This window comes from Nocardia sp. NPDC006982, from assembly GCF_042869435.1.
Taxonomy (GTDB): Bacteria; Actinomycetota; Actinomycetes; order Mycobacteriales; family Mycobacteriaceae; genus Nocardia.
The window spans coordinates 377,133-395,683 of sequence record NZ_JBIAFV010000004.1 but is presented as its reverse complement, the minus strand read 5'-3'; the positions used below and the strand labels follow the sequence as shown (position 1 = coordinate 395,683).

Below are 18,551 nucleotides of genomic sequence, written 5' to 3'. Positions count from 1 at the left end.
ACCATGAGCCGCAAGATCATCGGCGGTGCCATGCTGGCGCTGGCCATCACCGCCACCGCCGTCACCGGTCTCCCGCACACCACCGCGCCCGCCGCCGCGGCCCCCACCTGCGATAACGCCGACGACCCGGTACACGGCTACCAGTACTTCGCGAACAAGTACCCCAACGACGGCCTCGGCGCCATGTTCGCCCTGAACGACCAGTTCGACAAGATCGAGCGCGCCGTCTTCTGCCTCACCAACATCGAACGCACGAATGCCGGTGTCCCCGAGCTGAAATGGAGCGACGACTTGCGCAGCAGCGCAGCTGATTTCGCCCGCCATGCCGAGGGACGCCAATGGTGGACCGACGGGGCGAACTACCACGACGATCCCGACCTCGCCGGTGTCCCGGTCGACACCCAGATCCAGCGCCGCGTGAAGTCCTACAACCCCTGCACCTACTACCAGGGCGATGGCCACGACGTGAACCGGTGGTCCGAGAACGCCTACGCAGGTTGGGGCTCGAACACCTTCACCACCGCCCGAGCCGCGGTCACCTGGTGGATGAACAGCCCCACCCACAAGGCCAACATCATCGACCGCAACGTCACCAAGCTCGGTGTGGGTGTCCGTGCCGGCGCCGCCCGCCCCGGCTTCGACACCACAGATCCCGCGGGCATCTTCGTCCAGCAATTCATTTCCTGCAGTTGACTTCCCTGGTCTTTCTGCGATTCGGTCAGCGCACTACGCGGCTTACAGTGCGTCCATGTACCGCTGCGCGCGGCGGGTTTACGACGCCAGGCCGTTGATCTCGGATACGGTGCGTGGCCGCTCCGAACCGCGCAGGAAGCGGTACGGTCAGCGACTGTGACAGACAAACCACGGAAGCGCCGCGCATGGCCGCGCATGGTCGCCGCCGACGAGGTTGTTCCTGGTGCATCTGCTCGACCCCATGGAGGTGGCTGCGGGGCGTTCCACTCGGCGTGAGCGCGGCGGCCAGTGAACAAAATCGGTTGCCGCCCGCGTCGGCGCCGCTTACCGTGGATGGGCGACGTATCTCGTTGTTCCCGTTTCTCTTTCGCAACCTCAGCCGTGTCGGGTGACCGGCGGCGGTGGGCGCTTCCCGGAGTGCGCAGCCATGATGATCCCTTCCGCTTCGATCCCATCCGGTCGCCGCTGTCTCATCCGGCAGGTCGCGACAGCAGCCGTCGTGCTGGCCGCGGTCCTCGCCGCCGCCACGATTCCCGCGGCTGCGGCCCCGTCTTCGATTGCGCCGCCGCCGAATTCGAGCGTGACCTCGGTGCCGCCCCCACCGACCCGCACAACCGTGCGCCAGGTGTCACCGACCACCACGACCACCGGCGGGGGCACCAGCGACGGCTACACACTGATCCTCGAGGTCCCGTCCACGGCGGTGCAGGGTACGACGATCACTGTGCACGGCGGGAACTGGTTATGCAGCACGGTGACCCTCACCCCGGGCTGGACCACCTCCGCCACCACGGTGACCGTCACGAGCTACAAGTTCGACACGACCGTCACCGTGCCCACCGGCGCCAGACCGGGCAAGTCCACCCTGACGGTCACCTGCACCGCGGACAGCTCGATCACCGCGACGAAGCCCGTCACCGTGCTCGCGGCCCGGAAGGTGACCACGGACCCGATCGTGACCTCCGACCCCGATGAAGCGAAGCCCACGCCACCCACCGCGGACGCACAGGGCCCCGAGAACAAGTCCGGGACATCGTCTGTCGGTCCGCTCGCCGTGGGCGGCGCCTTGATCCTCGCCGCGATCGTGGGTGCCGTCACCCTGCTCGGCCGCCGCACACCCGCAACGGAGTCCCCCGCCCCGGGCAGCGGTGTCCCCGAGCCCGCGCCGTTCCGTCGTCGCGAGCCCGACACCGCACAGCCCGGCGTAGGGGCACCCGGCGCCGCAGCGTTCGGTCGCCGCACCGCCGAATCCCCTCGCTTCGGCAGCCCCCAGCACACGGGTCGCGTACCCGATGTGCAGGTCCGCGTCCATCAGGACCGCAGCCCCCGCCTGGACATCCGGACCTTGCCTTCTCGGCCACCGAGTGTGCAGATCCGCGTGCACCGGGCCGAACCCATCACGACCGTGCGGGAGGTGCGACGCTGATGTTCCCCGAAACCCTCACCGCACGAGCCGTGCTCTACGACAACGGATCCCGCGAACTGGGCCGCGCCGAGCTCACCGCCCGCCTGCGCGAGGTCGACTTCGACCACACACTGCACACGGCCGCACCGGCGCTCGGCGACCTGGTGCGCGGTATCGCCCTGCCCAGAATCGCCGAGGCCGTCGACGGCCTGCTCGACATCGATCTCGGTGACGCGGCGATCGCCGGCTGGCGCGGCTACGGTCGTCTGCGCTCCGCGGCCGTCCGCTCCCAGCGCGGTCCCGAGGAAACCATCGAGCTGCTCGCCCACGAACTCACCCACACCTACCGCCCGAACCTGGAGATCCTCGTCGACGGGCAGTCCGCCGGCTCGGTCACCGTCGAACTCGTCCTCACACTGGAGATCCAGCCGCTGGCCGCCACCGTCCGCCGCGGCACCCTCGTCGCCCTCGGCCCCGGCGACTGCACCGCGACCGTCTCCTTCGGCACGGAGTCCACCGGCCCGATACTCGAACGAGAACGGCAGATCCCCACCGCCCGCATGATCGACCTGCGCAGACCCATTCCCCTGGTCCGGTCCTAGCCCGCAGGCCGTGGCACCCCCTGAATTCTCAAAGTTGACGGGGGCGTTGCGTGCGCCCACCGCCTAGGGGCTCCCGTCAATCTTTTCAGACGGCTCCCCAACCGGGCGGTTGTCATTCCTTCTGCGTTGTCCGAATTTTGTATTCCTCGAGGGGTACCCGACCGACCATCCGACCCGATCACATGCCTCCGGCATTATCGGACGTTCCGCGCGGACGCCAACGGCCCGAGATAGCCTCGGGCCGTTGATCTTCGGACTGTCGCATCTGGCCGCCGGTAGGGGTGCCGACAGCATCCTCTATTACGAAATCCAGCTGGGGACTTCGAATATGCCGCTACTTGACCGAGTTGGCCAACTGATCGGCATATGGTGCAGTGAATTTTCCGACAATGGGAAGCTCTGCGCGGACACCGCCGGTGTTGTTTGTCTGGACCATGGCCATGATCCAGACGACGACCGCGAAGACCGCGACTGCGAGTCCGGCGAGGCTGAAGATGATCCCCAGGACTCCCAGGAGCGAGCCGACGATGCTCAGAACAATATTGACCACCGAGACCGCCCCGAAGAAGACGATCGATTGCGAGGCATGGAATTTCACATCGGGATCGTTCTTTCCCACGAATAGGAAGATGATTCCGGTGAGCCACCCCAGTGCGTAGGACAGGATCGCGCTGGTCTTTTTGTCCGAGCCGGCGGGCTGCGGTTGGTTCGTGGGAGGTTGAGAAGTTGTCATGGGGTAAGTAGACGCCGCGCGCGTCACCTACCGATCCCGGGTTTCAGCACGAGCGCTAGCGGTACGAACGGCTCACGAAACCGTCAGGCCGGACCAGCACTGTCCCGTACGGCCAGCCGTCCACGACGTGCACCGGAACGTCGGCCTCCACGTCGGGGTCGGCCGTGAGCACGCACCACTGCGATGCGACGAGATCCAGGGTGGACACCCCGTCGGTCACCCACATGTGCGGCAGGCGGGATCCCGGTGACCCGTCGAGGTCGAGGGCGACGTCCTCGGTGGAGGGGAGCACCGCGCCGCCGTACCGGTAGCCCATGTGCACCACTGGCGCGTTGATCGCCCCCGCTGCCTTGCGCGCCTGCGCCATGTCCTTGCCCCAGTGCAGGGACGGATCGTTGAACCGCAGGCGCGCCTGCTCCATCGTCATCAGGGCCACCGGATGGCGTTCCGCGTGATAAGTCTCCAGCAGCTCGGGTCCGGCCTCACCGCGCAGTACGTGTGCGAGCTTCCACGCCAGATTGTGTGCGTCGGCGATGCCGGCGTTCAACCCGAACGCGCCCAGTGGGGGGATGGCATGCGCCGCGTCGCCGACCAGGAAGACCCGCCCGACGGAGAGGCGATCGGCCACCTGGCCGCGCCCCCGGAACCTCAGCACACTGCGGATCTCCACCTCGATCGATGGATCGCCGAGCGCGGTGCGGATGAGCTCGGGAGTCGGCTCCGTGTCGAGGGTGGTGAGGAAGACCCACTCGCGTTCGCCGTCGACGGTCACCAGCAGGCCGGTGGCGTCCGGATGCTCGACATTGCACATTGCGAACGGCTTGCGCGGACGCAGATGCGCGTCGAACAGGATGCTCGTCGTTTCCCGACCGATCGCACCGGGACCGGTGAGGCCGGTGCCGAGGATCTGCCGAACCCGGCTGCGCACACCGTCGGCCGCCACCAGATAGCGCGCCCGCACGACACGCCCGTCGGACAGGGTCGCCGTGATACCGCCGGAATCTTGCTCGAACGAGTCGAGCGCCACGCCGAACTCCACGTCGCCCGCCTTGGTGATCAGTACGCGGTCGAGCCGGTTCTGTGCGCAGGTGCCGCGGATCCGGGCTGGTGTGTAGGTGAACTCGGCCGCGCCTTTCGTCTTCCACTCCGTGCTTTCGGTGAAGTCGGCCTCGGCGAGCGTGCGTCCTCTGATCTTCCCCGCCCGCAAGTCGACCGCGGCCTCGTTGACCGCGTGCTCCAGGCCGACCTCGCGCAGGATCTCCACCGACCGCGACCCGATGCCGGTGGCCCTGGGGTGGGGCGACAGCTCCGGCTTCTCCTCGACGACGAGGGGCTTGACGCCGTGGTGGCGCAACAGCACCGCGAGCATCAGCCCGACGGATCCGCCGCCAGCGATCAAAACATCTGTGGATACAGTGTGCCCGTTCATGGGCACACTGTATCCGCTTCGGTAGACTCCTGTCCATGTCGCTTATCTGGGAGCGTGACCCGTACCGGTCGAAAAGGCAGGCCCTGAGCGTGGAGCGCATCGTGGACGCGTCCATCGCCATCGCCGACGCCGAGGGGCTCGACGCGCTGTCGATGCGCCGCGTCGCCACCGAGCTGTCGACCGGCACGACCTCGCTCTACCGCTACGTGGACAGTCGCGACGACCTGCTCGACCTCATGGCCGATGCGGTACAGGACAACCACGTGCCGCTGACAGGAGACTGGCGCGCCGACCTCGAGGCGTACGCCCACCACGAGCGCGAGCTGTGGCTGCGGCACACCTGGCTCGCCCCGCTGCTGGCCACCCGACCATCGCTCGGCCCCAACTGGCTGCGCGGCCTGGAACACGCCCTCACCGCGGCCGCGCCGCTGACCTCCGACATCGCCGACGCGGCCTCGGCCGTCGGGCTTATCAGGGACTACGTGCGCGGCGCGGTCATGCGCGAGCTCGCCGAGAAAGAGACCCAGCGGCGCACCGGTCAGACCGAGGACCAGTGGCGCGCCGCCGTCGCCCCCTACATGCGCAAGGTCATCGAGAGCGGCGCATATCCACGGGTTTCGCGCATGACCAAATCCGCCGACCTGAGCCCGGCCGAACAGTTCTCGTACGGCTTGCGCCGCATCCTCACCGGGATCGCGGACTCTCAGCAGACGCCAAAGTGATGCACCGAGGCCGGTTTCGCCCGAACGGGGAACTATCTACGCGACACACTGCATTCGGCATGAGGTGCGCTCCGCTGGCGCGCCCAGCCGACGAGACGCTCTCGTCGGCGACGTCAACTTTGCGCCAACGGAGGCCCTCCGGAGCTCGGAGAGACGGTCGAATGTCCGGCGACTTCGGGCGGAATTGGGTTCGCCGGATCAAAAGTTCGTCAGGTTCTCGGCCAGCCGGTCGGGCGGGATACGCCCATCCAGCAGACCCAGTACGGGTCGCTGTTAGCCGCCGGAGCCTACACAGCTTGGCGGATGTGACACGGCGGATGCGTCACAAGAACACCATGGACGTCTACACGCACCTGGTAGACGGACAGAGGGCGGAGGCGTTGATGCTGGGAGAGGCGTTGGCGCGGGGTTGAGGGAATACCGCCGCGCTCGGCTCGGCTTGCATGTGGTGGGTGAATCGTAGACAGCGCGGTATACCCCGAGGATATGCAGGTCAACGGTGGGATAGGCTTTGACGGTCATGAAGTCGGCTTTTGCGGGTCCGGTCCATGGGGCGCCCCGGACGGTCTACCTCGATCATGCGGCGACCACTCCGATGGTGCCTGCCGCGATCGAGGCGATGACGGCTGCCCTCGGGATGGCGGGCAATGCCTCGTCACTGCACGGTTCGGGACGTGCGGCCCGGCGGATGCTGGAGGAGGCACGCGAGTCGATCGCCGCCGATCTGGGCGCCCGGCCCTCTGAAGTGATCTTCACCTCCGGCGGGACCGAGAGCGACAATCTGGCGATCAAGGGCATCTACTGGGCCCGCCATGACGCCGAACCGCGCCGGACCAGGATTATCGCGGGTTCGACCGAACATCATGCCGTCATCGATGCCGTCGAGTGGCTGGAGCAGCACGAGGGCGCGCAGGTGACCTGGCTGCCGGTCGACTCCGACGGTGTGGTGTCGCCACGGGTGCTGCGCGATGCGCTGGCCGAACATGTCGACGAGGTCGCACTGGTGTCCATCATGTGGGCCAATAACGAGGTCGGCACCATTGCGCCGATCGTCGAATTGGCCGCGGTGGCACAGGAATTCGGTGTGCCCATGCACAGTGACGCGATCCAGGCCGCCGCGCAGCTGCCGATCGATTTCGCGGCCAGTGGGCTTTCGGCGGCGAGTTTCGCCGGGCACAAGGTCGGCGGACCGCATGGTGTCGGCGTGCTGCTGCTCGGCAGGCAGGTGCCGTGTGTGCCGCTCCTGCACGGCGGCGGGCACGAGCGCGATCTGCGCTCCGGGACTTCCGATACCGCCGCGGCCGTCGGACTCGCCACCGCACTGAACTACACGGTGACCGAGTTGCCGACGCGCACAAAGGAATTGACCGCGCTGCGGGACGAGTTGATCAAGGGCATCCGCGACGCCGTGCCGGATGCGGTGCTGAGCGGTCCGGACGGTGCGCGACGGTTGCCGGGCAATGTGCACTTCACTTTCCCCGGCTGCGAAGGTGATTCGCTGCTCATGCTGCTGGACGCGGCCGGGATCGAATGCTCTACCGGGTCGGCCTGCAATGCGGGTGTGGCCACCCCGAGTCACGTGTTGATCGCCATGGGCGTGCAGCCGTGGCAGGCCCGCGGTTCACTGCGCTTTTCGTTGGGGCACACCTCGACGCGCGCCGATGTGGACGCGGTGCTGAATGTCTTGCCCCAGATTGTGGAAAGGGCCATGGCCGCGGGTCTGGCCGGTGTGAAGGGAGGTGTCTGATGCGGGTACTCGCCGCGATGAGTGGTGGTGTGGATTCGGCCGTGGCGGCGGCACGTGCCGTCGACGCTGGTCACGAGGTGGTCGGCGTACATCTGGCACTGTCCGCGACACCGGGCACCCTGCGCACCGGCTCGCGCGGTTGCTGCTCGAAGGAGGACGCGGGCGACGCCAGGCGGGCCGCCGACGTGCTCGGAATCCCCTTCTATGTCTGGGATTTCGCGGACCGCTTCAAGGAAGACGTGATCGACGATTTCGTCGCCGCCTACGCCGCGGGTGAGACGCCCAACCCATGCCTGCGCTGCAACGAGAAGATCAAGTTCTCCGCCCTCGCCGACCGCGCGGTGGCCCTCGGCTTCGACGCCGTGGTCACCGGGCATTACGCCCGGCTCGAGGACGGTGTGCTGCGGCGTGCCGTCGATGCCGACAAGGACCAGTCCTATGTGCTCGCGGTGCTGACCGCGCAACAGCTGTCGCGGGCCATGTTCCCGGTGGGCGACACCCCTAAGCCGCAGATCCGCGCCGAGGCCGCCGAGCGCGGGCTCGCGGTGGCGAATAAGCCCGACAGCCATGACATCTGCTTCATCCCGTCCGGTGACACCCGGGCCTTCCTCGGCGCGAAGATCGGCATCCGGCCCGGTGCGGTTATCGATTCCGACGGGCAGGTGCTCGCGAATCACGAAGGCGTGCACGGGTTCACGATCGGTCAGCGCAAGGGGCTCGGACTGCCGGGACCGGCTGCCGACGGTAAGCCGCGCTATGTCACCGAGATCGATCCCGACTCCGGCACCGTCCGCGTCGGCTCGGCCGAGGATCTGCAGGTGTGGACCGTAGCGGCCGAGCGCGCCATCTGGACCTCCGGCACTGCGCCCGAGGGGCCGATCGAGTGCGTGGCGCAGGTGCGCGCGCACGGCGGTACCGCACCGGCCGTGGCCGAGGCGGTCGGCGACCGGCTGATCGTGCGACTGCGCGAGCCGCTGACCGGTGTGGCCCGCGGCCAAGCCGTCGTGCTGTATCGCCAGGATGCGTTGGGAGACCAGGTGATCGGCAGTGGCACCATCACCGGCACCGCGCGCGATGCGTCGGATTCTGTGAGTAGCGCGGGCGCGAGCACAGGGCAGTGAGTGACGCCGACATCGGGCGGCGCGGCAAGCGAGATCGGTTCGTCCCGGCGCGGACCGGGATCCACCACACAATGGGGTGCATACCCCGCGTAGGGGCAACGCAGTGAGCGAGCGGCAGCGAGTGAACCATCGACACAGCGAGCGTCAGCGACTGAGCTATCAGCACAGCGTGCAATCGCGCACCACGGAGCCGAGCGTCAGCAAGGCGCAGTCGTGAGTGAAATCGCCAAGGAGTCAGGCCAAATCCCGGCGCAGGAACCCGTGCGTATTCCGGGCGGGATCGCGACCGCCGTCGGTTCCTGGCCGGGTACGGATCCGCGGGAGGCCGCGGCGACCATCATCGGTGAGTTGCCGGATCTGCCGCATCTGGTCGAATTGCCCGGACGCGGTGTGGGTTCGGACATGATCGGCCGCGTCTCGGCACTCCTGGTTGATATGCGATTCGACACCACCACGCGGGGTTATCGGCTGGCGGCCAGGCCAGGTGCGGTCTCGCGGCGTGCGCGCGATCTGCTCAGGTCGGATCTGGACGCACTCGAAGAGGCCTGGGCGACAACGGGTTCGGTAGGCACGGTCAAACTGCAGGCCACCGGTCCGCTGACGCTCGCGGCCCAACTCGAACTCCCCGTCGGGCACCGGGTCCTCACCGATTCCGGTGCGGTTCGCGATATTTCGGAATCTCTGGCAGAAGGTCTCGCCCAGCACGTGGACGAGGTGCGCAAACGTCTCGGCGCGGAAGTCGTTCTGCAACTGGATGAACCATTACTGACCGATGTGCTGAACGGTTCCCTGCGCGGCGTCAGCGTACTCAACACGGTGCGCGCGGTCCCCGAACCGGAGGCACTCGCGGTGCTGGACGCGGTCATCACCGCCCAAGCCGCCCCGGTCCTGGTCCACACCTGCGCCGACGCGCCCGCCCTAGCCTGCCTCCGTAGCAGCGCGGCCACCGCCATCGGCTTCGATATGGCCACCATCACCACCGGCGCACTCGACGATATCGGCGAAACACTCGACGCGGGAAAGCAATTGGCCCTGGGCCTCGTTCCCACAACACCACCCGGCAAACCCCCGACCTGGCGAGATATCGCAGAACCCGGCGTCCGACTCATCGACCGCCTCGGCCTGCGGCGCACCGTCCTTGCCTCCCAGATCCTGGTCGCCCCCGCCTGTGGCCTGGGCGGTGCCCCACTCGAATGGGCCCGCCGAGCCCTGCGCCTCTCCACCGAAGTGGCACGCGCGTTCGCCGAAGAGCCGGAGTCCCTGGACTTCTCCTGACGCCCGGTGCCGCCATTGCTATCGTCGTAGGTACGGACGCGCGAAGACCACGGGCCGGTATGGGTTAGTCCGGTCAGCCTTCCGCTTCACATCGCACTGCAGAGTGCGACCTGTGCGTCCCTTCCGTTGTTGTGCGCGAAGGGAGCGTCATGGGTTTTCGAGTGATCGTCATCGGTGCCGGCCTCGGTGGCCTCGGCCTGGCTCAGGGGCTGCGGCAAGCAGGTATCGAAGTCGTCGTCTACGAACGGGATTCGGCGCTGACCGCCCGTCGGCAGGGCTATCGGCTGCATATCGACAGCCACGGCAGGGATGCCCTGGTGCGGTTGCTGCCGCCACATCTGCAGCGGGTGTTCCACGCCACCGCCGGACTGCCGAACCCCCGGTTCACCGCGCTGAATCACCGACTCGAGCGGGTATTCACCCAGGTGGATGATGGTCCGGCGGCGGTTTCCCTGGCGGTCGACCGGCTGGTGCTGCGTCAACTGCTGCTCGCGGGTATCGAGGACGCTGTCGAATTCGGAAAAGAGTTGCGGCGCTATGAGATTCAGCGAAGCGGTCGAGTCATCGCACATCTTGCCGACGGCGACTGTGTGGACGGTGATGTCTTGGTCGCCGCAGACGGCGTGAACTCCGCTGTGCGACAGCAGTATCTGTCGCATGCGCGGATCGTCGACACCGGGGTGCGACAGCTGTACGGCATGGTGCCGCTCACCGACCGCACACGGGATCTGTTCGATGATGATATGTCCGGCGTCTTCACCGCGATCACCGGTCCGGACCGCACCTACCTCGGCGTCGCGCCGGTCGCGTTTCCCGTGCCGCCGCAGCAGGCCGGTGCGGAGGCAGGTCTTTCGCTGCTGCCGGTATCGGACTACATGACATGCTCTTTCGGTGCGCGGCGGGAATGGTTCGCGGATTCCGCGGAAGCGCTGCGCGCGATGAACGGCGCACAATTGCACGCCATCATGACCGCCGCGACCCGGGACTGGCATCCGAGGGTTCGCGAGATCGTCGCGCACTGCCAGCCCGATTCACTGTTCGCGCTGCCATTGCGCACCAGCGTGCCGATCGACCCGTGGCCGACCACCCCCGTCACCCTGCTCGGCGATGCGATCCATGCGATGAGTCCGGCGGCGGGTTCCGGCGCGTGTACGGCACTGCGCGATGCGGCTCGGTTGACCGTCGCCCTGATCGAGGCGCGCGCGGGCGGCGATCTGATCGCCGCATTGCGCGCGTATGAGACGGAGATGATCGACTACGGATTCGCGGCGGTGCGGGCGGGCGCTATCGACGGGCAACGTCACCTCGGACAGGATCCGCTGCCCGGATAGTCCGCCGCGACGTGCGGGAATGTGGCGGTGACTTGTCGGTGGGCTCGACTAGTGTGCGTTGGGTGAGTGACAGCGACATTGCGGCGGAGCCGGCCACGGCGGAGCAGCGGGTGGAGTGGCAGCGGCTTGCGGACGAGGTTCGGGAGCACCAGTTCCGGTATTACGTGCGGGACGCGCCCATCATCTCCGACGGTGAGTTCGACAAGCTGCTGCGGCAACTGGAGGCGCTCGAGGACGCGCATCCGGATCTGCGTACGCCCGATTCGCCGACCCAGCTGGTCGGCGGCGGATTCGCGACGGATTTCACCGCCGTGGACCACCTCGAGCGAATGCTGTCGCTGGACAATGTCTTCGACTTCGACGAGCTGCGCGCCTGGGCCGGCCGGGTCGAAGCCGAGACCGGGTCGAATCTGCACTATCTGTGCGAGGTGAAGATCGACGGTGTCGCGCTGAACCTGGTGTACGAGAAGGGGCGACTGGTGCGTGGCGCGACCCGCGGCGACGGGCGCACCGGCGAGGACGTCACGCTCAACGCGCGCACCATCGAGGACATTCCGGGCGAACTGACCGCGACCGCGGAGTTCCCGATCCCGGAGCTGCTCGAGGTGCGCGGCGAGGTCTACTTCCGGCTGGAGGATTTCGAGACCCTCAACGCGGCGATCGTGGCCGAGGGCAAACCGCCGTATGCGAATCCGCGCAATACCGCGGCGGGTTCGCTGCGCCAGAAGGATCCGGCGGTCACCGCGCGGCGGCGGCTGCGGATGATCTGCCACGGCTTCGGGCGCATCGAGGGCTACACACCGACCTCACAGCACGAGGCCTACCGCGCGCTCGCCGCATGGGGTCTGCCGGTCTCGGAGCACACCAAACTGGTGCAGGGCATCGATGCGGTGATCGAGCGCGTCAACTATTGGGGCGAGCACCGTCACGATATCGAGCACGAAATCGACGGCCAGGTGATCAAGGTCGACGAGATGGCGCTGCAACGCAGGCTCGGCTCGACCTCGCGTGCCCCGCGTTGGGCGATCGCCTACAAGTACCCGCCCGAAGAGGCCACCACCAAGCTGCTGAATATCGAGGTGAACGTCGGGCGCACCGGCCGCGTCACTCCGTTCGCGGTGATGGAACCGGTCTCCATCGCGGGCTCCACGGTCGCTATGGCCACCCTGCACAATGCCTCCGAGGTCAAGCGCAAAGGTGTGCTCATCGGCGACACCGTCACCATCCGCAAGGCCGGTGACGTGATTCCGGAGGTGCTCGGCCCGGTGGTCGACGCACGCACCGGCGACGAGCGCGAATTCGTCATGCCGACGCACTGTCCGGAATGCGGCACCGAGCTGGCGCCGCAGAAGGAGGGCGACGCCGATATCCGCTGTCCCAACCAGCAGTTCTGTCCGGCGCAGCTACGGGAGCGGGTGTTCCATGTAGCCGGTCGCGGTGCGTTCGATATCGAATCGCTCGGCTACGAAGCCGCCAATGATCTGCTGAAGTCGAGCGCGATCACCGACGAGGGCGATCTGTTCGACCTCGACGAGGCCCGACTACTGACCACCGCGCTGTTCGCCAACAAGGACGGCGGCCTGTCCGCCAACGGCAAGCGACTGCTGGAAAACTTGCAGACCGCCAAGAATCGGCCGCTGTGGCGGGTGCTTGTCGGGTTGTCCATCCGGCACGTCGGGCCGACCGCGGCACGGGTGCTGGCAAGGGAATTCAGCAGTCTCGATCGGATCCAGGATGCCGCGGTCGAGGAACTGGCCGCCGCCGACGGTGTCGGCCCGACCATTGCCGCCGCGGTCGCCGAATGGTTTACCGTCGATTGGCATCGCGCGATCGTCGACAAGTGGCGTGCCGCAGGCGTGCGGATGGCCGATGAACGCGACGAGTCCATCGCGCGCACTCTCGAGGGGCTATCGATCGTGGTAACCGGGTCGCTGGAAGGGTTTTCCCGCGACGGCGCCAAGGAGGCGATCCTGGTGCGCGGCGGTAAGGCCGCGGGTTCGGTCTCGAAGAAGACGGCATTCGTGGTGATCGGTGATTCGCCGGGCTCCAAGGCCGCGAAGGCGGAGGAACTCGGTGTGCCGATCCTCGACGAGGACGGATTCCGCAAGCTGCTCGAGGAGGGTCCGGCGGCGGTGACGCCGGAGACGGCCGCGGAGGATGCCGAAGCCGAGGAGTAGATATGCCGTCGGCGAATACTCCTTGACCTGAACCTGGCTTCAGGTATGACGATCGACTGGTAGGTAACTATCAGGAGATTCGATATGACTCACCGCTCTACCGCTCTGATCACCGGTGCTTCGGCGGGATTCGGTCTGGCTCTTGCGCGCTCGCTCATCGGGCGCGGCTGGCGGGTGATCGGCACCGCCCGTCGCGCCGACCGGCTGGGGCGGGCGGGGGCCGAACTCGGCGAAGCCTTTTTCGCGGTGCCGGGTGATATCACCGATCCGGCGCACCGCGCGGAGCTGGCCGAGGTCGCGGGCGAATTCGGACATCTCGACCTGCTCGTGAACAATGCGAGCAGGCTCGGGCCCAGTCCGATGCCGCGACTGGCGAACTATCCGCTCGATCAGCTCGAGCTGGTGTATCGGACCAATGTCATTGCCCCGCTCGCGGTTCTGCAGTTCGCGCTGCCACTGCTCGATCCGGATGGGGTGGTGGTGAATATCAGCTCCGACGCGGGCGTCGAACCGTATCCGGACTGGGGCGGCTATGGCTCCTCGAAGGCCGCCCTGGATCAACTCACCGCCATCCTGGCCGCCGAACATCCGGAGCTGTCGATCTACGCCTTCGATCCCGGCGATATGCGCACCGAAATGCATCAGGCGGCATTTCCCGGCGACGATATCTCCGATCGGCCCGAGCCCGAGACCGTCGTGCCCGCGCTGCTGCGCTTGATCGAGCGGCGGCCCAAGAACGACCGTTATACCGCCGCCGATTTCGCCGCGGGGGTCGGTAGATGACAACCGCTTTGAATGAATGGCCCGACGTTCTGCCACCCGAGCGCAATGCCGCCGCTCCGCCGGAGGCGCGGGGACTGTCCCGCGACGAGGTACGGATGCTGGTGGCGGCGGATCGCCTCACCCACAACACTTTCCGTGAACTGCCACGACATTTGCACGCGGGTGACCTTGTGGTGGTCAACAATTCGGCGACGCTGGCCGCAGCGATCGACGGCGCTCTCGACGGCATGCCGGTCACGCTGCATCTGTCCACCTGGCTCAACGCACCCGAGGACGGGGCGAGCGGGCCACCGGACACCTTCGGCGGTTGCGACGGACTGTGGGTGGTGGAGGTGCGCACCCGCGAGCGCACGCCCTATCCGCGTGACCTCAACCCTGGCAACGAGATTCAGCTGCCGGAAGGTGCCACCGCCACCCTGCGTGAACCCTGGCTGCCGGGTGCGCGCCGACTCTGGATCGCCGAACTGAGCGCCGATCCCACCTGGCTGCTGGCGACCCACGGCTATCCGATCACCTATTCGTATGTGCCACAACGCTGGTCGCCTTCGTACTACACGACCGTTTTCGGCCGGATCCCGGGCAGCGCCGAAATGCCCAGTGCGGCACGTCCGTTCACGCAAAGCCTGGTGCTCGATCTGGTGACCTCGGGCGTCGCGATCGCGCCGATCACCCTGCACACCGGGGTCTCCTCACCCGAGGCGGGCGAACCTCCGAGCCCGGAGCGGTTCGCGGTATCGGCGACGACCGCCCGTCTGGTGAACGACACCAAGGCGGCGGGCGGCCGCATCATCGCGGTCGGCACCACGGTGACGCGAGCGTTGGAGACCACCGCGGATCACAACGGAATGGTGCATCCGGCCCGGGGGTGGACCGAACTGGTCCTCGGCCCGCGACATCCGGCCCGGGTGGTCGACGGCATCATCACCGGCTGGCACGCACCCGGTGCATCGCATCTGGAACTACTCGTTGCGGTCGCGGGCGAGGCCACAGTCCATCAGGCGTATGCCACCGCCCTCGAAACCGGATATCTCTGGCACGAATTCGGCGACAGCGCCCTGCTGTTCAACACCCCCCGCAGCTGAATCCACCCGATGCCGACCGCCGAGGGTAGTCGAATGGCGGCGGGTCAGCCCGCAGGGAACCACCATTCGACTACCCTCGGCGGTCGTCGGTGCTAGGAGGGGGTGATGCTGATGGTGGAGTCGAGCTGGCCGCCGACTTCGATGCGGCCGCACTTACCGTCGCTGAGATCGAGATGGGCGGTCCTGGTCTTGGTCCGGCTCTTCTGGATGGTGGTGTCGACGATGACCTGGACCTTGCCCACCGAGCACACCTTCACGAGCGCGGGTGAGCCGTCGAAGCTGTAGGTGCCGCCACTCTGGCAGGTGTTGGTCTCGTCGTGGAAGAAGATCCGGGCGGTTCCGTCCGGACAGGGCGCCTCGGCGGCAGCTTGGGGCGGTCCGAGCACGACCAGCGGGCCGAGTGCGAGCGCGGCCGCGACGGAGCTGCGGGCCACTAGACGACTAATCGTCAGGTCCATCGTTGAATCCCTCATCAGTACATTTCCGGCAGATGCCAGCGGGTAGCCGCGGCGCCTGCATGATAACGCGTGACGTGCGCATTTGTCCGGCGTAAGCCTCCTGAGCGACGTCTGTCCAGGTCTGTGAAGCGGGTGCGGTGTCGCGGTGCGCAGGGCGAACCGACAGGATGGCGGGATGCTGCGCAGTTTTCAGGTGACGAATCACAGATCGCTGGCCGAACGGCAGGACTTGCGTTTGAGCCGGGGGAGCGGACCGGTCGCGGTGCCGGTGACGGCGGTGCACGGTGCGAGTGCCGCGGGCAAGACGAGCTTGATCGACGCGCTGGGGCAGATGCGCGATGCGGTACTGCATTCGGTGACCGGCTGGGATCCCTACGCGGGACCGGTACGCGCACCGCACCGCGGATTCCCGGATCGCCCTTCGGAATTCGTGGCGAGCTTCGTCGCGGAGGGCGTGCCGTACACCTACGGGTTCCGCCTGGACAACGCGGATGTGACGGCCGAGTGGCTCTACACGCATCCGCGCTCACGCAAGCGAATTGTGTTCGAGCGCAACGGCGAGCAGATCAAGATCGGCCCGATGTTCGAGGCCGCACGCTACGGTATCGCCGCATTGTTGCCGCTGGTGCGGCCGAACGCGTTGCTGCTCAGTCTGGCCGGGCAGATGTATGCCGAGGCGCTGGTGCCGGCGTATCGGTGGTTCTCCGCGATGCTCGAAGTGCAGCACGGCGCGACGGACGCGACGGCGGTCGCGCATCGGCTCGGCAGTCATCTGTCCGCGGCACCGGACCATGCGGTGCGGCTGCTCATGCTGCTGCGCACCGCCGAACTCGGCATTACCGATCTGCTGATCGCCGAGCCGGACCCGATGTACGCGGACTATCTGCGTGAACTCGATGGCGATATCGCTGGGACCGCCAAACAGGTGGAGTTGTGTGCGACCTCGCCGGCGCACGCTGACCAGTTGTTGCGGGAGAACGGCATCACCGAGGTCATGCTCGAACGCGAGCTGAGCAACCTGAAGGCCGCGCGCGATGCCCTCTACACCCGGATGGTCGAGCGTCGCGGCGTCGGCCTCGGACTGGTGCACGCGGGCATCGACTCCGCCTTCGATATCACCGACGAATCCGCCGCCACCCTCTCGATGCTGCGCTTGCTGCCGGCCATGCTCGACGCACTGGACTCCGGCCGGGTGCTCGCGATCGACGATATCGGCGCGCACCTGCCGGTCGAGGAGACCGATCGGCTGATTCAGCTCTTCCAGAATCCGGAGACCAATTCCCGTGGCGCGCAATTGATCTTCACCACGAACAATCGGTCGCTGATCGATCGCGCGAACGGTCGCTCCCAGCGCACCCGCACCGCGGTCTGGCAGATCCGCCGCACCGATCACGGCGCCAGCGAGCTCGCCTCGCTGTAGTCCGTGTCCTCAGGGCCACGTGAGCCGTCGATCGCTGCCAGTTGGCGTGGCGCGCTGCCAGTGCTGGGTTTGTGTGTCCGGATGAGCGCGGGTGGCGTGGTGCAACTCTGGGATGCTGGCGAGCACCTGCGCCGGACTCGGTTGTTGCCGCGCCCGGTGGCGCCGTGGTAGTGGTCTGGGCTGCGCGTGGGTGGTGTGGTCCGGGCGGTGAGCGTGTTTCGCGGGACTTGGTTGTTGCCGTGCCTGATGGCGCTGCAGTAGTGGTCTGGACCGTGCGTGGGTGGTGTGGTCCGGGCGGTGAGCGTGTTTGCGCCGGACTCGGTTGTTGCCGTGCCCAGCGGCGCCGCGGTATGCGTGCCTGGACCAATAGCATGGGTGCCATGGTGCAGTTCGCGATGCTGGTGATCATGGTCGGCGCGCTGGTGGCGATGGTCATGCTCTACCTGCGTGGCCGCAACGGTGTCCGGCTGTCGAATCCGGAAACGGGGACGCTGTATGTCACCGGGGTGAGTCCGCGGCCCGACGCGACCGGTGAGCAGTACGTGACCATCACCGGCAATCTGACCGGCCCGTCGGAGCCCGGCACCGTGGTGTATGGCCGCCTGGTGTGGGATGTGAACAACTGGCCTGCCATCGGGGATTTCATCCCGGTCGTCTACCCGTCGGGGAAGCCGGAACGCTGGCAGATCTCGAATCCGGGCGCGCGTCCGGGGCTCGGTTCCTGACCGCTCGCCGTCGCCCGGCGGGCGGGGCAGTGACACGTTTATCCCGCGCTGCATGCCGTGCGTTGGAGCATGGACCGAGTGGCCGGAGTCTGTGCCTTCGGCCTATGACATCCCACCGCGCGACTGCCACGACGGACCGTGTCTCGGCGGCGGCCCTGCATAGAGTAGGCGGTTTTGCGCGGCGAGTCTTGTCGATCGACCCTCTCTCTCGGTGGCGGTCCTGCATCGTGGCGGCGGACGTGCGCGGCGAGTCCGGGTCGACCGACCGGGTTGTTTGGGAGTGGCTGCCTGGGCGGTGGGAGGATGCCGGTATGGATGTGCAGGACTCCCAGGTCGTTGTTCGCGACGCTCGCCCGGACGAATACGACGCCGTCGGTGACCTGACGGTCGAGGTCTATGTCGGGGAGGGCTATGTGCGTCCCGGCAGCCCGTATGTCACCGAACTCGCCGATATCACCCATCGCGCGGGTTCGGCGCAGGTGCTGGTCGCGGTGCACGACGATCGGGTGGTCGGTTCGCTGGCGGTGGCTCGGCCGGGAACGCCGTACGCCGAAATCGCCCGTCCGGGGGAGTTGGAGTTCCGGATGCTCGCCGTGTCGAAGTCGGCGCGCGGGCTCGGTGCGGGAACGGCGTTGGTGCGCACCGTCATCGAGACCGCACAGGCCGAATCCTTTGCCGCCGTGGTGCTTACCACGATGCCCGCCATGGCGGACGCGCGGCGGATCTATGACCGATTCGGTTTCGTCCCTGTGCCGGAACGGGATTGGAAGACCGATGCGGGCGAGTGGCTGTCGGTGCTACGGCTGGATCTCCCAGCCTGAATATCCGACAGCATCGACCGGCGCGGC

17 protein-coding genes are annotated in these 18,551 nt (G+C 67.2%); 14 read left to right on the top strand and 3 right to left on the bottom strand.

Annotated features, from left to right (window positions below; all coding sequences use genetic code 11):
- The first annotated feature begins 3 nt into the window (after positions 1 to 3).
- The 3 genes from ACFYOW_RS18825 (at position 4) to ACFYOW_RS18815 (ending at position 2,700) form a co-directional block, all read left to right on the top strand.
- On the top strand, positions 4 to 693 hold the full coding sequence (locus tag ACFYOW_RS18825; RefSeq protein WP_387289466.1) for a CAP domain-containing protein: 690 nt from the start codon (positions 4 to 6) through the stop codon (positions 691 to 693).
- 427 nt (positions 694 to 1,120) lie between these two features.
- Positions 1,121 to 2,119 carry a hypothetical protein gene (locus ACFYOW_RS18820; RefSeq protein ID WP_387289464.1) on the top strand — a complete coding sequence of 333 codons (999 nt, stop codon included), beginning with the start codon at positions 1,121 to 1,123 and terminating at the stop codon, positions 2,117 to 2,119.
- The gene (locus ACFYOW_RS18815) at positions 2,119 to 2,700 is read left to right on the top strand and encodes a hypothetical protein (protein WP_387289462.1); all 582 of its coding nucleotides are present in this window, start codon (positions 2,119 to 2,121) and stop codon (positions 2,698 to 2,700) included. Before ACFYOW_RS18820 ends, ACFYOW_RS18815 begins: the two co-directional genes overlap by 1 nt.
- Before the next feature lie 334 nt (positions 2,701 to 3,034).
- Here the strand turns inward: ACFYOW_RS18815 and ACFYOW_RS18810 are convergent, their stop codons facing one another.
- The gene (locus tag ACFYOW_RS18810; protein ID WP_387289460.1) at positions 3,035 to 3,433 is read right to left on the bottom strand and encodes a DUF4870 domain-containing protein; all 399 of its coding nucleotides are present in this window, start codon (positions 3,431 to 3,433) and stop codon (positions 3,035 to 3,037) included.
- 55 nt (positions 3,434 to 3,488) lie between these two features.
- The gene (locus ACFYOW_RS18805) at positions 3,489 to 4,862 is read right to left on the bottom strand and encodes an FAD-dependent monooxygenase (protein ID WP_387289458.1); all 1,374 of its coding nucleotides are present in this window, start codon (positions 4,860 to 4,862) and stop codon (positions 3,489 to 3,491) included.
- A gap of 35 nt (positions 4,863 to 4,897) precedes the next feature.
- Here ACFYOW_RS18805 and ACFYOW_RS18800 point away from each other — a divergent pair, with 35 nt between their 5' ends.
- From ACFYOW_RS18800 to ACFYOW_RS18765, 8 genes are all read left to right on the top strand, one after another.
- A complete protein-coding gene (locus ACFYOW_RS18800; protein WP_387289456.1) occupies positions 4,898 to 5,584 on the top strand; it encodes a TetR/AcrR family transcriptional regulator in 687 nt (228 codons plus the stop codon).
- A gap of 520 nt (positions 5,585 to 6,104) precedes the next feature.
- On the top strand, positions 6,105 to 7,331 hold the full coding sequence (locus ACFYOW_RS18795) for a cysteine desulfurase family protein (protein ID WP_387289454.1): 1,227 nt from the start codon (positions 6,105 to 6,107) through the stop codon (positions 7,329 to 7,331).
- Entirely contained in the window at positions 7,331 to 8,452 is a 1,122-nt protein-coding gene (mnmA, locus tag ACFYOW_RS18790) for a tRNA 2-thiouridine(34) synthase MnmA (protein WP_387289451.1), read from the top strand. Before ACFYOW_RS18795 ends, mnmA begins: the two co-directional genes overlap by 1 nt.
- A 222-nt stretch (positions 8,453 to 8,674) precedes the next feature.
- Positions 8,675 to 9,727, top strand: coding sequence for a methionine synthase (locus ACFYOW_RS18785; RefSeq protein WP_387290068.1), 1,053 nt, complete (start codon positions 8,675 to 8,677; stop codon positions 9,725 to 9,727).
- Between the two features lie 149 nt (positions 9,728 to 9,876).
- Positions 9,877 to 11,058 (top strand): FAD-dependent oxidoreductase, encoded by a 1,182-nt coding sequence (locus tag ACFYOW_RS18780; protein WP_387289448.1) that lies wholly within the window; start codon positions 9,877 to 9,879, stop codon positions 11,056 to 11,058.
- Positions 11,059 to 11,120: 62 nt separating this feature from the next.
- The gene (gene ligA, locus ACFYOW_RS18775) at positions 11,121 to 13,235 is read left to right on the top strand and encodes an NAD-dependent DNA ligase LigA (RefSeq protein WP_387289446.1); all 2,115 of its coding nucleotides are present in this window, start codon (positions 11,121 to 11,123) and stop codon (positions 13,233 to 13,235) included.
- 84 nt (positions 13,236 to 13,319) lie between these two features.
- Positions 13,320 to 14,018, top strand: a complete 699-nt coding sequence (locus ACFYOW_RS18770) for an SDR family NAD(P)-dependent oxidoreductase (RefSeq protein ID WP_387289444.1) — start codon at positions 13,320 to 13,322, stop codon at positions 14,016 to 14,018.
- Positions 14,015 to 15,100, top strand: coding sequence for an S-adenosylmethionine:tRNA ribosyltransferase-isomerase (locus ACFYOW_RS18765; protein WP_387289442.1), 1,086 nt, complete (start codon positions 14,015 to 14,017; stop codon positions 15,098 to 15,100). Before ACFYOW_RS18770 ends, ACFYOW_RS18765 begins: the two co-directional genes overlap by 4 nt.
- Positions 15,101 to 15,192: 92 nt before the next feature.
- Here the strand turns inward: ACFYOW_RS18765 and ACFYOW_RS18760 are convergent, their stop codons facing one another.
- Positions 15,193 to 15,558: a hypothetical protein gene (locus ACFYOW_RS18760; protein ID WP_387289440.1), complete on the bottom strand. Its 366-nt coding sequence runs from the start codon at positions 15,556 to 15,558 to the stop codon at positions 15,193 to 15,195.
- A 175-nt stretch (positions 15,559 to 15,733) separates the two neighbouring features.
- Between ACFYOW_RS18760 and ACFYOW_RS18755 the strand changes: the two genes are divergently transcribed.
- The 3 genes from ACFYOW_RS18755 (at position 15,734) to ACFYOW_RS18745 (ending at position 18,524) form a co-directional block, all read left to right on the top strand.
- On the top strand, positions 15,734 to 16,978 hold the full coding sequence (locus ACFYOW_RS18755; protein ID WP_387289438.1) for an ATP/GTP-binding protein: 1,245 nt from the start codon (positions 15,734 to 15,736) through the stop codon (positions 16,976 to 16,978).
- Between the two features lie 380 nt (positions 16,979 to 17,358).
- Positions 17,359 to 17,703: a hypothetical protein gene (locus ACFYOW_RS18750; protein ID WP_387289437.1), complete on the top strand. Its 345-nt coding sequence runs from the start codon at positions 17,359 to 17,361 to the stop codon at positions 17,701 to 17,703.
- A 311-nt stretch (positions 17,704 to 18,014) separates the two neighbouring features.
- The gene (locus ACFYOW_RS18745) at positions 18,015 to 18,524 is read left to right on the top strand and encodes a GNAT family N-acetyltransferase (protein ID WP_387289435.1); all 510 of its coding nucleotides are present in this window, start codon (positions 18,015 to 18,017) and stop codon (positions 18,522 to 18,524) included.
- The last annotated feature ends 27 nt before the right edge of the window (positions 18,525 to 18,551 follow it).